Annotated in this window: 15 protein-coding genes and 1 pseudogene; 5 read left to right on the top strand and 11 right to left on the bottom strand. The window is 61.2% G+C overall.

The genetic code is table 11. The features are described from left to right. Positions 1–252: 252 nt before the first annotated feature. From RGR602_RS07530 to RGR602_RS07520, 3 genes are all read right to left on the bottom strand, one after another. Positions 253–756, bottom strand: coding sequence for a GNAT family N-acetyltransferase (locus RGR602_RS07530; protein ID WP_039844604.1), 504 nt, complete (start codon positions 754–756; stop codon positions 253–255). Positions 757–760: 4 nt separating this feature from the next. Beyond that, positions 761–2,263, bottom strand: a complete 1,503-nt coding sequence (gatB, locus tag RGR602_RS07525; RefSeq protein ID WP_039844603.1) for an Asp-tRNA(Asn)/Glu-tRNA(Gln) amidotransferase subunit GatB — start codon at positions 2,261–2,263, stop codon at positions 761–763. 81 nt (positions 2,264–2,344) lie between these two features. Beyond that, complete coding sequence (locus RGR602_RS07520; RefSeq protein WP_039844602.1) at positions 2,345–2,860, bottom strand: GNAT family N-acetyltransferase; 516 nt, start codon at positions 2,858–2,860, stop codon at positions 2,345–2,347. A gap of 295 nt (positions 2,861–3,155) precedes the next feature. Here RGR602_RS07520 and RGR602_RS07515 point away from each other — a divergent pair, with 295 nt between their 5' ends. Next, positions 3,156–3,413, top strand: a complete 258-nt coding sequence (locus RGR602_RS07515; RefSeq protein WP_039844601.1) for a YjhX family toxin — start codon at positions 3,156–3,158, stop codon at positions 3,411–3,413. Positions 3,414–3,470: 57 nt separating this feature from the next. Here the strand turns inward: RGR602_RS07515 and RGR602_RS07510 are convergent, their stop codons facing one another. From RGR602_RS07510 to RGR602_RS07495, 4 genes are all read right to left on the bottom strand, one after another. Continuing rightward, entirely contained in the window at positions 3,471–3,746 is a 276-nt protein-coding gene (locus tag RGR602_RS07510) for a hypothetical protein (RefSeq protein ID WP_039844600.1), read from the bottom strand. 89 nt (positions 3,747–3,835) lie between these two features. After that, on the bottom strand, positions 3,836–5,317 hold the full coding sequence (gene gatA / locus RGR602_RS07505) for an Asp-tRNA(Asn)/Glu-tRNA(Gln) amidotransferase subunit GatA (RefSeq protein ID WP_039844599.1): 1,482 nt from the start codon (positions 5,315–5,317) through the stop codon (positions 3,836–3,838). Between the two features lie 52 nt (positions 5,318–5,369). Then, entirely contained in the window at positions 5,370–5,657 is a 288-nt protein-coding gene (gene gatC / locus RGR602_RS07500; protein ID WP_039844598.1) for an Asp-tRNA(Asn)/Glu-tRNA(Gln) amidotransferase subunit GatC, read from the bottom strand. Positions 5,658–5,727: 70 nt separating this feature from the next. Next, positions 5,728–6,432, bottom strand: a complete 705-nt coding sequence (locus RGR602_RS07495; protein WP_039844597.1) for a metal-dependent hydrolase — start codon at positions 6,430–6,432, stop codon at positions 5,728–5,730. Between the two features lie 115 nt (positions 6,433–6,547). On the opposite strand from RGR602_RS07495, the gene ruvX reads away from it, so the two are divergent. Then, positions 6,548–7,036 (top strand): Holliday junction resolvase RuvX, encoded by a 489-nt coding sequence (gene ruvX / locus RGR602_RS07490; protein ID WP_039844596.1) that lies wholly within the window; start codon positions 6,548–6,550, stop codon positions 7,034–7,036. Here the strand turns inward: ruvX and RGR602_RS07485 are convergent. The 3 genes from RGR602_RS07485 to RGR602_RS07480 form a co-directional block, all read right to left on the bottom strand. Then, positions 6,979–7,305 (bottom strand): DUF6105 family protein, encoded by a 327-nt coding sequence (locus tag RGR602_RS07485; RefSeq protein ID WP_039844595.1) that lies wholly within the window; start codon positions 7,303–7,305, stop codon positions 6,979–6,981. The genes ruvX and RGR602_RS07485 overlap by 58 nt on opposite strands. Beyond that, complete coding sequence (locus tag RGR602_RS36965) at positions 7,302–7,472, bottom strand: transposase (protein ID WP_052451501.1); 171 nt, start codon at positions 7,470–7,472, stop codon at positions 7,302–7,304. Before RGR602_RS36965 ends, RGR602_RS07485 begins: the two co-directional genes overlap by 4 nt. Before the next feature lie 120 nt (positions 7,473–7,592). Continuing rightward, a complete protein-coding gene (locus RGR602_RS07480; RefSeq protein ID WP_039844594.1) occupies positions 7,593–8,252 on the bottom strand; it encodes a TetR/AcrR family transcriptional regulator in 660 nt (219 codons plus the stop codon). Between the two features lie 103 nt (positions 8,253–8,355). Between RGR602_RS07480 and RGR602_RS39635 the strand changes: the two are divergent. Then, positions 8,356–8,445: pseudogene (locus RGR602_RS39635) on the top strand (hypothetical protein); the annotation flags it as partial. 165 nt (positions 8,446–8,610) lie between these two features. Here RGR602_RS39635 and RGR602_RS07475 read toward each other — a convergent pair. Next, on the bottom strand, positions 8,611–10,260 hold the full coding sequence (locus RGR602_RS07475) for an acyl-CoA dehydrogenase family protein (RefSeq protein WP_039844593.1): 1,650 nt from the start codon (positions 10,258–10,260) through the stop codon (positions 8,611–8,613). A 178-nt stretch (positions 10,261–10,438) separates the two neighbouring features. Here RGR602_RS07475 and RGR602_RS07470 point away from each other — a divergent pair, with 178 nt between their 5' ends. Next, a complete protein-coding gene (locus tag RGR602_RS07470; protein ID WP_039844592.1) occupies positions 10,439–11,380 on the top strand; it encodes an aspartate carbamoyltransferase catalytic subunit in 942 nt (313 codons plus the stop codon). Beyond that, entirely contained in the window at positions 11,377–12,669 is a 1,293-nt protein-coding gene (locus RGR602_RS07465; RefSeq protein ID WP_039844591.1) for a dihydroorotase, read from the top strand. The genes RGR602_RS07470 and RGR602_RS07465 overlap by 4 nt, the downstream gene beginning before the upstream one ends. Positions 12,670–12,769: the final 100 nt, after the last annotated feature.

Genomic DNA, 12,769 nt, shown 5'->3' with positions numbered 1-12,769 from the left:
GGCGAAACCTCATTTCAGGGGCATCTTGAAGCCCAAATGCGACGGCTTGAAACTGAGGCGCTTGGAGAAACGATGCGCATCCGGCGCTTGGTTTTGGAGATCAATTGCAGATGCAAAAGGCCGCGGCCTTTTGCATCGCCGACATCAATTCGATCATCTGCGCACCAGTTGCGTTGCAGCGCATGTCGCCACCTATCTGAAAGGCCGCCTTCGCGTGCCTTGCGGATCTCAACTTTGGCCATCGTTACCGGTTCAATGGGTGTCGAGCTGCTTTTCGAGGACCAGCGTCGCGATCCCCGATTGGCCCGGTCCGTCGTTTTCGTTGCGGCCGGCGTCGGTAAAACCGTGCGCGTGATAGAAGGCAATCGCCTTTTCGTTCCTTGGCTCGACCTCCAGACGCATGATCTCTGCATCCGGAAAGCAGGTCTCGAGCTCGGCGAAGATTTGTCGTCCGATGCCTTGGCGATGCAGCGACGGCCGCACGTAAAGCAAATGCAGCATAACCGTCTTCGTCCTCTCGTCCGACATGGCGGCATAGCCAATGCCGCCCACGGCCTTGCCGTTGTCGGCGACGAGGAATTCCGCGTTCTTCTTCGCCAGCCGCGCCTGGAGCGCTGCCGGAGAAAACAGGTGCGCGATCAGCTCGCTTACCTTCGCCTCGCCATAGAGATCGGCATAGGCGGAACGAAACGCCTCGACCAGCAGGGCGCGGACCTTGTCGAGGTCCCGCTCGCTTGCCGTGCGCACGAAATACACGGCCCTACTCCTCGATTCCGAGCTTGGTCTTGACGAGCGCCTGGACGGCCTGCGGATTGGCCTTGCCGCCGGTTGCCTTCATCACCTGGCCGACGAACCAGCCGGCAAGCGTCGGCTTTGCCTGAGCCTTGGCCACCTGATCCGGGTTGGCGGCGATGATCTCGTCGACGGCCTTTTCAATGGCGCCGGTATCGGTCACCTGCTTCATGCCGCGGGCTTCGACGATCTCAACCGGATCGCCCCCTTCGTTGAGCACGATCTCGAAGAGGTCCTTGGCGATCTTGCCGGAGATGGTCTCGGCCTTAATGAGATCGATGATCGCGCCCAGCTGAGCCGGCGAAACCGGCGTCTCTTCGATGTCCTTGCCGGTCCTGTTCAAGGCGCCGAGCAGGTCGTTGATGACCCAGTTTGCAGCCGTCTTGCCGTCGCGGCCTTCGGCCACGGCCTCGAAATAATCGGCAATCGCCTTTTCGGAGACCAGCACCGAAGCGTCGTAGACCGAAAGGCCGAGTTCGCGGACGAAGCGCTCCTTCTTGTCATCCGGCAGCTCCGGCAGGTGGGCTGCAAGATCCTTGATGAAGCCATCGTCGAATTCGAGCGGCAGCAGGTCCGGATCGGGGAAGTAGCGATAATCATGCGCTTCTTCCTTGGAACGCATGGAGCGCGTTTCGCCCTTGTTCGCGTCGAAAAGGCGGGTTTCCTGATCGATCGTACCGCCGTCCTCCAGGATGCCGATCTGGCGGCGGGCTTCGTATTCAATCGCCTGGCCGATGAAGCGGATGGAATTGACGTTCTTGATCTCGCAGCGCGTGCCGAAGGGCTCGCCGGGGCGGCGAACGGAGACGTTGACGTCGGCGCGCATCGAGCCTTCGTCCATGTTGCCGTCGCAGGTGCCGAGATATCGCACGATCGAGCGGAGTTTCGTCATGTAGGCCTTCGCCTCGTCCGACGAGCGCATATCGGGCTTCGAGACGATTTCCATCAGCGCGACGCCGGAGCGGTTGAGGTCGACGTAGGACATCGTCGCATGCTGGTCGTGCATCGACTTGCCGGCATCCTGTTCCAGATGCAGGCGCTCGATGCCGATCTCGATATCCTCGAACTGGCCTTGGCGGTCAGGACCAAGCGAAATGACGATCGTGCCTTCGCCGACGATCGGATCCTTGTACTGCGAGATCTGATAGCCCTGCGGCAGGTCGGGATAGAAATAGTTCTTGCGGTCGAAGACCGAACGTTTGTTGATCTGAGCTTTCAGACCGAGGCCGGTGCGCACCGCCTGCTTGACGCATTCCTCGTTGATGACCGGCAGCATGCCGGGCATGGCGGCATCGACGAGCGAGACGTTTGAATTTTGCGGCTTGCCGAATTCCGTCGAGGCGCCGGAGAAGAGCTTCGCATTCGACAGCACCTGCGCATGGACTTCCATGCCGATGATGACTTCCCAATCGCCGGTGGCGCCGGGAATGAAGCGTTTCGGATCAGGCGTGCGAACGTCGACAATGGTCATTTGATGCTCTTTGGAGGCTGTTCTTTTCAACTGGTGAGGTAAAGGAAATGGTCTGCCGGTGCAAGGCTTTCGGCACGTCAGTCAGAAGCTAGAGCCAGGCCCGTAAATGCCGTCGCCCTCGGTTTCCAGGTCCTTCGCCAATCCGACCGATGGTACGTCGCGGTCGAGCTTCGGATTATAGGCGATTGAAAGCCAGTGGATGGCGTAACCGTGTTTCTGGAAAAAGCTGATCGCCTCGGTATTTCCCGAATGCGTCTGCATTGCCGCCTTCGCGAAACCCTGCTCGGCAATGTCCTTTTCGATCTCTTCCAGAAGCGCAGAGCCGAGGCCCTGGCGGGTATAGGCCGGATCGATCCAGAAATCGGATATTGTCTCGTCCAGGTGTTCGCGCGCCGCCCAGCCGGCAACAATACCGTTGAGCTCGATCACCGTGATCGTCAACCATGTGCCTTGCGTAAAATTGACGAAAGCACTGCGCGCCGCATCCAGCAGCGCGTCCGACTCGCCCATTGCCGTCATCGCCTTTTGCCAGGCTCTGAGGCCGATCTCACTCAAAAGGTCCGCTTCGCCCTCGCGGGCATTGCGAATGTGGATCAATGGCACCTCCGCTCAACGCTTTCAGTAGAACACCGAATCGGTGGGTTTTCCAATGATTTGCGCGCTCGCGCCATCGTTATCAGCCGATTTTCGCAAGCCCGGCGCCTGCTTGACCTCCTGTTCGAGGCGAGCTACCAAGTCCTTATGTTGAGCCACTCTCAGACCCGCTAAAGGCCCTGCCTGCAAGCCTGCTTGCGCGCATGGGCCAGAAAAAAACGAAGCCCCGGCGCTCGCCTTTGACGCCGGATCGTTTTTTTACGCGCTTTTTCGGCGCGAAGACCGGATCAACATTCAAATGGACATTTCCCGCACGGAGCAGCGCATTCTGCACCTATTGGCCCAGGGCGGCCGCATCGAAATCACACGCGACGAAAGGAAAAAGATCGAAAAACTGCAGCTCTATACCCGCGAAGGCTGGGTATTCTCCGGCCTTGACCTGATCACCTTCCGCAAACTCAAACAGAAGAAGGCGATCAAATCTTCGAGCGGTAAGCCCTACCGCATCACGGAGCGCGGTTTGGTGCTGGTAAGAGCCGAGCAGGATAATCGATAGTTTCGCAGCACCATCCAAGCCGCATGTCGTGATCGGCGCGTGGCCTTGGGGGCGATGTTAGAGCTGCGCCGAAAGCTCGGCCCTCATCGCCGACCACTCTTTGGCCACGGTACCGGCTGCGCGCCTCTTACCCGCGCGTCGGTACCAGTAATCAGCATTCCAGTCGTCGCCTTCGATGCGATGGCAAAGGGCATGACCCCAGTCGAAGGGCTTTTCACCCTCGTTCGCCTGGCAGATTTCATGCACGGCCTGCCAGTCTGCGCCCATGTGAAAACCGCCGGCCGCGAGACGGTCGAATGCCTGGATCAACGGCGCGAGATCTGTCTTGTCCATGACGCCTCCTCGCGCCGCAGCTGTTGACGACTGAGCACCTCTCAAGATGCATCTTATCGGAAGCCGTCACTTTGCAGATGATGAGCCCGTTACCACCACTTCGCCGGCGTGAACTTGCCCGCGGCCTGTTCGATGACATGCGCGGTCTTGAAGAGGGTCTCTTCATCGAAGGGCTTGCCGATGAGCTGGAGGCCGAGCGGCAGACCTTTGTGGTCGAGGCCGGCAGGCACGGCGATGCCCGGGAGGCCTGCCATGTTGACCGTCACGGTGAAGATGTCGTTCAAGTACATCTTGACCGGGTCGGAGGCGAGGTTCTCGTCGGCGATGCCGAAGGCCGAGGACGGGGTGGCGGGCGTCAGGATAGCGTCGACGCCGGCGTCGAAGGCGAGTTCGAAGTCCCGCTTGATCAGCGTGCGGACCTTCTGGGCGCGCAGGTAATAGGCGTCGTAGTAGCCGGCCGACAGCACGTAGGTGCCGATCATGATGCGGCGTTTGACTTCGTTGCCGAAGCCCGCGGCGCGGGTCTTCTCGTACATGTCGACGATATCCTTGCCGTCGACGCGCAAGCCGTAGCGCACGCCGTCGTAGCGGGCGAGGTTCGAGGAGGCTTCGGCCGGAGCCACGATGTAATAGGCCGGCAGCGCGTATTTGGTATGCGGCAGCGAGATGTTGACGATCTCGGCGCCGGCGTCCTTCAGCCAGGCGACGCCCTGCTGCCAGAGGGTCTCGATTTCTTCGGGCATTCCGTCGACGCGGTATTCGTTTGGAATGCCAATCTTCATGCCCTTCAGCGACTTGCCGAGCGAGGCTTCGTAATCCGGCACCGGCAGGTCGACGGAGGTCGTATCCTTCGCATCGACACTTGCCATCGACTTCAACAGGATCGCGGCATCGCGCACGTCGCGGGCGATCGGGCCGGCCTGATCGAGCGAGGATGCGAAGGCGACCGTGCCCCAGCGCGAGCAGCGGCCATAGGTCGGCTTGATGCCGACGGTGCCGGTAAAGGCGGCCGGCTGGCGGATCGAACCGCCGGTATCGGTGGCGGTGGCGCCGGCGCAAAGATGGGCAGCAACCGCCGCCGCCGAGCCGCCGGAAGAGCCGCCCGGAACGAGCTGCTGGTTCGAGCCCGCCGCACGCCACGGATTGATGACCGCGCCGTAGTGCGAGGTCTCGTTGGAGGAGCCCATGGCGAACTCGTCCATGTTCAGCTTGCCGAGCATGACGGCGCCGTCGTCCCAAAGGTTCTGGGTGACGGTCGATTCGTAGCGCGGCTCGAAGCCGTCGAGGATGTGGCTGCAGGCCTGGGTGTGGACGCCAACGGTCGCAAAGAGGTCCTTGATGCCGAGGGGGATTCCTTCGAGATCGCCGGCCTGGCCTGCGGCGATGCGCTCGTCGGATTTCTTTGCCATGACGCGGGCGAGATCGGGCGTGACTTTGATATAGGCGTTCAGCCGGTCGTTGGCCGCATCGATAGCCGAAATATAGGCTTCCGTCAGTTCGGTTGCGGTGATCTCCTTGGCGCGCAGCTTTTCGCGGGATTCGGCAATGGTCAGGCTGGTGAGTTCGCTCATCGTGTTCGCTCGGATTTTTGAATTGGCAACGTGGTCGGAAAAAGCGCTGGGCTTATTCGACGACTTTCGGCACCAGGAAGAAATTGTGGTCGCTGACCGGCGCATTGGCGACGATGTCCTCGGCCTTGCTGCCGTCGGTGACCTCGTCCTTCCGCTTTTTCATCGCCATCGGCGTGACAGAGGTCATCGGCTCGACGCCTTCGACATTCACCTCGGAAAGCTGTTCGACGAAACCGAGGATGCCATTCAGCTCGCCGACCATGCGATTTGCCTCTTCTTGCGAAACGGCAATACGGGCAAGGTGCGCGACGCGCTTAACGGTGGCAAGATCGACGGACATGGCATTCTCCGAATGGGAAATTTCCCACCCGCTATAAAGGCCATATCCGCCCAGTGCAACGGCGTTTTGCTCAGATGGACAGCGTCTCGCCCTGCTTCGGCGCCTTCACCTGCGTCTTCGAGCCTTCCATTCCGGAGACGAATTTATCCGGCGTCTGGTCGATGATCGGGAAGGTGCCGTAGTGGCAGGGGATTGCGGTCTTGAAATTGAAGTAACGCCGGCAGGCGAGTGCTGCGACGGCACCGCCCATGGTGAAGCGGTCGCCGATCGGCACGATGCCGATGTCCGGCTGGTGCAGTTCATTGAGGAGCGCCATGTCGGAGAAGATGTCGGTATCGCCCATGTGGAGCAGGCTTGCCTCGTCGTCGAAGTGCAGCATCAGGCCATTCGGATTGCCGAGCGCATGGGAGACGCCGTCCTCGGTAATCTGGGCGGAGGAGTGGAGCGCGTTGGTGAAGGTGGCGGTGAAACTTCCGAGCGAAACCGTGCCGCCCGTGTTTCCCATCTCGATCCTCTCGACGCCTTTGGAGCCGAGCCAGGCGGCGAGATCTGCATTGGCGAGCACAACGGCCCCCGTCTCGCGGGCAAGCGAAATGGTATCGCCGACATGGTCGCCATGGCCGTGCGTCAGGAGGATATGGGTGATGCCGCTTGCAACCTGCTTAATGTCCTGACCGGCGAAGGACGGGTTGTGGGTGAGAAACGGATCAATCAGTATCTTTGCCGCATTCGTCTCGATGCGGAAGGCGGAATGGCCGAGCCAGGTGATCTTCATGGAATCGCTCCTTAATACGTGATGCAAAAGCGGAATTGGATGCTAAGGACATATCCGGTATGGCCACAAAGAAAAGCGGCCAATGCTTCAATTTCTTTTGACGGGATGAACGACGATGACGGTGCTGACGATCGAGGAACTGGCGGCTGTGTTGCGGTCCGGACAGGCGATCGCCGGACTTGATCTTGGCACAAAGACGATCGGCCTTGCGATGTCCGATCTCGGGCGGCGCTTCGCAACGCCGCGGCCGGTCATCAAACGGCAGAAGTTCACGATTGACGCCGAAGTGCTACTTGCTTTTGCCGCGAAGGAAAAAGTCTCCGGTTTCGTCATCGGGCTGCCGATGAACATGGATGGCTCGGCCGGTCCGCGCGTTCAGGCGACGAGAGCCTTCGTGCGCAACATGGAGCAAAAGACGGCCCTGCCTTTTGTCTATTGGGACGAGCGGCTTTCCACGGTTGCGGCGGAACGGGCGCTGATCGAGATGGATGTGTCGCGCGCCAAACGTGCCGGGCGGATCGATTCGGCCGCCGCCAGCTTCATTCTTCAGGGGGCGCTGGACAGGCTCTCGCTGCTCGCCAGATCGGACGATTTCGAGGCCTGACGCGCCTTCCACCAGGCAATGAGCTTGCTGCGCTTGCGAAAGCCTATGATGGCGAAGACGACGAGGCTGTCGACAGCGATCGCGCGCGCGACAAGCGGCGGAATGGTTTCTGGCGGTACGCCGAGCACATCGCCGTAAATCTGGAAGGTCAGGTCATGAACCTGGCGCGTCAGCATGAAGATGCCGAAGTTCATGTCGTAGTAGGAAAGCCAGTACCAGCCGCCCAGAAAGGCGATCGGTCCCAACCAGAAGACCAGGAACCACTTCATGCTGCCTCCCCTTCCTGCCGGCTCAAAGACGCGTCGGGAGTGACCGCCCATGTCGACAATGCCATGACGCTCAAAACCAGTGCAGGCACGGCGATATCCAGCGCAAGCACCGCGAAAAACATCATCGCGGCAAAGAGCAGCATGGCTTTGGCAGCTTTGGTTCCCATGATTCCGACAGCTAAGTTTTAGACTGCGGATACCCTGTCGCGTTAACCCGCAGGGTGCAATGTAAACCATTCGTTAAGGTTAACGGGCGAGCCGCCGCCTGTGGATGACACGAAGCCGCGTCAGCCGTAAACGCCGCGAACGATGCGCTTCAAAGCGGTTGCGGCTTTTTCCCAATCCTTGGGGGTCTTCAGCGCAAGCCCCACACACTGGCCGCCTGCCGAAGCCGAGAGCACGAGGTGCTGAATCGCGGCAATGAGAATTGCGTTGACGGCGGCGGCATCGACGCCCTTCGGCGGCGCCAGCGAGCCCTTCATGCGCTCCAGCCATTGCGACAGCGCCTTCGAGCGGGATTCGGCCAGCCGCCTCACCTGCTCCGTATTCTCCGAGACTTCCCAGGCGACGATGCGGCGCATCAGCGGGTCATCGCGAAGCGCCTGGAGGAAAAGCAACGCCAGCCGCTCCATGAGATCGCCGTAGGTGAGCAGAAACATGCCGCCGGTATCTTCCGGAATGCGGTCCCTGACCCAGGTGCCGAGATCGGAGCCGATCGCTTCGACAAGGCCGTCCAGGCCGCCATAATAGCGATAGATCAGCTGCTTGTCGCATCCGGCCCGGCGGGCAACCGCGTTAATGCCGAAATTCTGGAACCCCTCTTCCGAGAGCAGCGCCTTGGCCGCCCTGAGGATCGCCTTTTCGGTCGCACCGCGGTCGCGGACGCGCTTATCGGCTTCGCTTGCAGCCTGCGGAAGAGCTTCAAGAACCGCGCATTCATTCAACATATCGGATCGCCCAGCCTGTCACTATGCGGTGAGTAGCCAACCCTTTGCTTGCCGACAATGGGCAGGCCTCGGAAAGCCTGGGGATATTGTTTGAAATGGACGAATGCGTAATCCGGCCAAAGATACACATGCGGCCAACATGCAAACCAATGTGGACACCGACGACGAGCGGAGGGAACAGGCAATGCGCCTCAAAGGCTTGCCGACGAAGAAAGGAACCATCGAGGAAGCCCTGCAAGATCATCCAGCGCCGGGCACAGCGCAAGGCCATGGACGAACTGTGGCAGCGGTCACGGCCTGCTGCCTCACGATCGAGATTTCAAACCCATGCGCAAGTACCCCAGGCTGTTATCTTGCCCTAACCTGCCGGCGGATAGAGCAGGTCCACGATATAGGTCGCGTCGAAGCGGGAATCGAGCATGCCGTAGGTCGCGCGCCAGCCGCCTGCGAGGCGCGTCTCGATGAAGGCGTCGGCGATGCGGCCGGCACCGAGGCGGTAGAGTTCGGCAGCAGCGGCGGCGAGCGCAAGCTGTTCAACCAGCAGACGGGCCGCGCCCTCGTCCCGTTCGCAAAGCGCCATTGCGGCGCGAAGGACGTCGATCGTCTTCTTGCCGGCCGGGCCGAGATCGCGGGCAAGGCCGGTGAACACCGTTTCGAAGAGATCCTTGCCGCGCGTCAGCACACGCAGCACATCGAGCGCCATCACGTTGCCCGAGCCTTCCCAGATGGCGTTGACCGGGGCTTCACGGTAGTGGCGGGCGATCGGGCGTTCCTCGATGTAGCCGCTGCCGCCGATGCATTCCATTGCCTCATAGATCAGCGCCGGCGCGATCTTGCAGCACCAGTATTTCGCAACCGGCGTCATGACGCGGGCGTAGGCAGCCTCTTCCGCATTGCCGCGGGCCTTGTCGAAAGCATCAGCGAGGCGGAAGGACAGAGCCGTTGCGGCCGCGACGTCGAGCGCCATATCGGCCAGCACGCGGGTCATGATCGGCTGGTTGACGAGCATCTTTCCGAAGACGGTGCGGCCGCGGGTGTGGTGCACGGCTTCGGCAAGCGAGGCACGCATGATACCAGACGAGGCAAGCGCGCAGTCAAGACGCGTCAACGTCACCATGTCGAGGATCGTGCGGATGCCTGCATCCGCGCCGCCAAGCAGGAAGCCGAAGGTGTCGCTGAACTCGACTTCGGAGGAGGCGTTCGAGCGGTTGCCGACCTTGTCCTTGAGGCGCTGGAATCGCAGGCCATTGGCCGAACCGTCTTCCAGCAGGCGCGGAACCAGGAAGCAGCCCATGCCTTCCTTCGTCTGCGCCAGCATGATGAAGGCATCGCTCATCGGCGCCGACATGAACCATTTGTGGCCCGACAGGCGGTAAATGCCTTCGCTGACCTTTTCGGCCGTGCTCTTGTTGGAGCGAACGTCGGTGCCGCCCTGCTTTTCCGTCATGCCCATGCCGATCGTCACGGCAGATTTCTGCATGGCTGGCTTGTTCGACGAATCATATTTGCGCGAGAGGATCTTCGGCGCCCAATCCTTCTGCACGGCAGGCGAAGCGGAGAGTGCTGCCACCGAAGCGCTCGTCATCGTCAGCGGGCAAAGGTGGCCGGATTCGAGCTGGGCAGTCAGGTAAAAGCGGGCCGCACGGATCTTGTGCGCCTGATCCTTGGCGTCGGCATCGGCCTGTGGATCCCAGACTGAGGAATGCAGGCCGACGGACATCGAGCGGCGCATCAGTGCATGCCATGCCGGGTGAAACTCGACGACATCCAGACGCTCGCCGCGCGGGCCATGGGTGCGAAGCTGCGGCGTACCCTGGTTTGCCATGCGCGCCAGCTCCTGTGCCTCCGGCGAGGTCACGTAGCGGCCCATGTTTTCCAGGTCCTCGCGCGTGCCGCGCGGCAGCGCCGCCGTCAAGTCGACGATCAGCGGATCGGACCGGTAGGCATTGATGCCGGACCAGAGACTTGGCTGGTTCAGCTCGGCAAGTTTTTCTTCAGCGGATGTCATGGTTCGCTTCTAGTGCAAGAGACCGGCAAAGGGAAAGCGGAAGTTCGAGCTTTCCCGCTTCAGCTCTAGCCGATTTACGACAAAATTGCATGGGGACGTAAGCCTTTGTCGGCAGCACATGCTTGCCCCTCACCGCGCCACTCATTATAGAGCGCGTGACACAGCAAGAGGCAGGTTCATGGTCTTCTTTCCCCACCGCCACCTCATCGGCATAAAAGGCCTCACGGAGCAGGATATCACCTACCTGCTCGACAAGGCGGATGAGGCCGTCAAGATCAGCCGGCAGCGCGAGAAGAAGACATCGACCCTTCGCGGCCTGACGCAAATCAACCTCTTCTTCGAAGCCTCGACACGGACGCAAGCCTCCTTCGAACTCGCCGGAAAGCGCCTTGGCGCCGACGTCATGAATATGTCGGTCGGCAATTCCTCGGTGAAGAAGGGCGAAACGCTGATCGATACGGCGATGACGCTGAATGCGATGCGCCCGGACGTGCTGGTGATCCGCCATTCGAGCGCCGGTGCCGCCGCACTCCTGGCGCAAAAGGTCTCCTGCTCGGTGGTCAATGCCGGCGACGGCCAGCACGAGCATCCGACGCAAGCGCTGCTCGACGCGCTGACGATCCGCCGCGCCAAGGGCAGGCTGTCGCGCATCATCGTGGCGATCTGCGGCGACGTGCTCCATTCGCGGGTGGCGCGCTCGAACATCCTGCTTCTGAATGCCATGGGCGCGCGGGTCCGTGTCGTCGCACCGGCGACGCTGCTTCCAGCCGGCATCGCGGAGATGGGCGTCGAGGTCTTCCACTCGATGAAGGAAGGGCTGAAGGACGCCGAGGTGGTTATGATGCTGCGCCTCCAGCGCGAGCGGATGTCCGGCGCCTTCGTGCCTTCGGTGCGGGAATATTTCCATTTCTATGGGCTTGATGCGGAAACTCTGAAAGCTGCCAAGGACGACGCGCTGGTGATGCATCCGGGGCCGATGAACCGCGGGGTGGAGATCTCATCCGAGGTGGCGGATGGACCGCAGAGCGTGATTGCCGAACAGGTGGAAATGGGGGTCGCGGTGCGCATGGCGGTGATGGAGACTTTGCTTGTGTCTCAGAACCGGGGGCCGCGGGCATGATGAACTCGATCGTTCTCAAGAATGTTCGCATTATCGATCCTTCGCGCAATCTCGATGAGATCGGCACGATCATCGTCAAGGACGGCATGATTGCGGCAGCCGGAAAGGATGCGCAGAACCAGGGGGCGCCGGAGGGTGCCACGGTTCGCGACTGCAGCGGTCTCGTCGCAACGCCTGGCCTGGTCGATGCATGCGTCAATATCGGCGAGCCGGGCGCCGAACACCGCGAGACGATCGCTTCGGCGAGCCGGGCGGCGGCGGCCGGAGGCGTCACCTCGATCATCATGATGCCAGACACCGATCCTGTCATCGATGACATCGCGCTGGTCGAATTCGTCAAGAAAACAGCGAGGGACACGGCGCTCGTCAACATCTATCCGGCTGCGGCGATCACCAAACATCTGGCCGGCGAGGAGATGACCGAGATCGGCCTGCTGATGGAAGCCGGAGCCGTCGCCTTCACGGATGGTCGTTCCAGCGTTCACGACACGCAGGTGATGCGGCGGGTGATGACCTATGCGCGGGAATTCGGCGCTGTCATCTCCTGCGAGACCCGCGACAAATATCTCGGCGCCACCGGCGTCATGCATGAAGGATTGCTTGCCAGCTGGCTCGGTCTCGGGGGCATTCCGAAGGAAGCGGAGCTCATTCCTCTTGAACGAGACCTCCGCATCGCACAGCTGACACGCGGCACGTATCATGCGGCGATGATCTCGGTACCGGAATCGGTCGAGGCGATCGAGCTTGCGAAGAGCCGCGGCGCCAAGGTGACCTGCGGCATCTCGATCAACAACCTGGCGCTTAACGAAAACGACATCGGCGAGTACCGTACCTTCTTCAAACTCTATCCGCCGCTGCGCTCCGAAGGCGACCGCGTGGCGATGGTGGATGCGCTGGCGAGAGGCGCAATCGACATCATCGTTTCTTCGCATGATCCGCAGGATGTCGATACCAAACGGCTGCCTTTCGGCGAAGCGGCTGATGGCGCAGTGGGTCTTGAGACGATGCTTGCAGCGGCCCTGCGCCTCCACCACAGCGGCCAGGTGAGTCTGATGCGGCTGATCGACGCGATGTCGACGCGCCCTGCGCAGATCTTCGGCCTGAAAGCCGGCACGCTAAAGCCGGGTGCCAAAGCCGATATCGCGCTGATCGATCTCGACGAGCCTTGGCTTGTCTCGGAAGACATGCTTCTCTCGCGCTCGAAGAATACGCCTTTCGAGGATGCGCGCTTCAGCGGACGGGCTGTCGCGACCTATGTCGCGGGGAAGCTGGTTTACGGATTGGAATAAAGTGGGAGTGCCCCTCATCCGCCTTGCCGGGCACCTTCTCCCCGCAGGCGTGGTGAAAGTGACTCGCGGCGGCATTTCGTCCTTCGCGAAGGGCGCGCTG

The sequence above is a fragment of the Rhizobium gallicum bv. gallicum R602sp genome (genome assembly GCF_000816845.1).
GTDB lineage: Bacteria > Pseudomonadota > Alphaproteobacteria > Rhizobiales > Rhizobiaceae > Rhizobium > Rhizobium gallicum.
Note: the sequence above shows the minus strand (reverse complement) of the source record. Positions and strands in the feature narration are given on the sequence as shown.

Bases quoted from the DNA above. Each gene is read 5' to 3' on its own strand.
- gatB (WP_039844603.1), bottom strand. From the start codon at position 2,263: ATGACCATTGTCGACGTTCGCACGCCTGATCCGAAACGCTTCATTCCC.
- RGR602_RS07515 (WP_039844601.1), top strand. From the start codon at position 3,156: ATGGACATTTCCCGCACGGAGCAGCGCATTCTGCACCTATTGGCCCAG.
- RGR602_RS07510 (WP_039844600.1), bottom strand. From the start codon at position 3,746: ATGGACAAGACAGATCTCGCGCCGTTGATCCAGGCATTCGACCGTCTC.
- gatA (WP_039844599.1), bottom strand. From the start codon at position 5,317: ATGAGCGAACTCACCAGCCTGACCATTGCCGAATCCCGCGAAAAGCTG.
- gatC (WP_039844598.1), bottom strand. From the start codon at position 5,657: ATGTCCGTCGATCTTGCCACCGTTAAGCGCGTCGCGCACCTTGCCCGT.
- RGR602_RS07495 (WP_039844597.1), bottom strand. From the start codon at position 6,432: ATGAAGATCACCTGGCTCGGCCATTCCGCCTTCCGCATCGAGACGAAT.
- ruvX (WP_039844596.1), top strand. From the start codon at position 6,548: ATGACGGTGCTGACGATCGAGGAACTGGCGGCTGTGTTGCGGTCCGGA.
- RGR602_RS07485 (WP_039844595.1), bottom strand. From the start codon at position 7,305: ATGAAGTGGTTCCTGGTCTTCTGGTTGGGACCGATCGCCTTTCTGGGC.
- RGR602_RS36965 (WP_052451501.1), bottom strand. From the start codon at position 7,472: ATGGGAACCAAAGCTGCCAAAGCCATGCTGCTCTTTGCCGCGATGATG.
- RGR602_RS07480 (WP_039844594.1), bottom strand. From the start codon at position 8,252: ATGTTGAATGAATGCGCGGTTCTTGAAGCTCTTCCGCAGGCTGCAAGC.
- RGR602_RS07475 (WP_039844593.1), bottom strand. From the start codon at position 10,260: ATGACATCCGCTGAAGAAAAACTTGCCGAGCTGAACCAGCCAAGTCTC.
- RGR602_RS07470 (WP_039844592.1), top strand. From the start codon at position 10,439: ATGGTCTTCTTTCCCCACCGCCACCTCATCGGCATAAAAGGCCTCACG.
- RGR602_RS07465 (WP_039844591.1), top strand. From the start codon at position 11,377: ATGATGAACTCGATCGTTCTCAAGAATGTTCGCATTATCGATCCTTCG.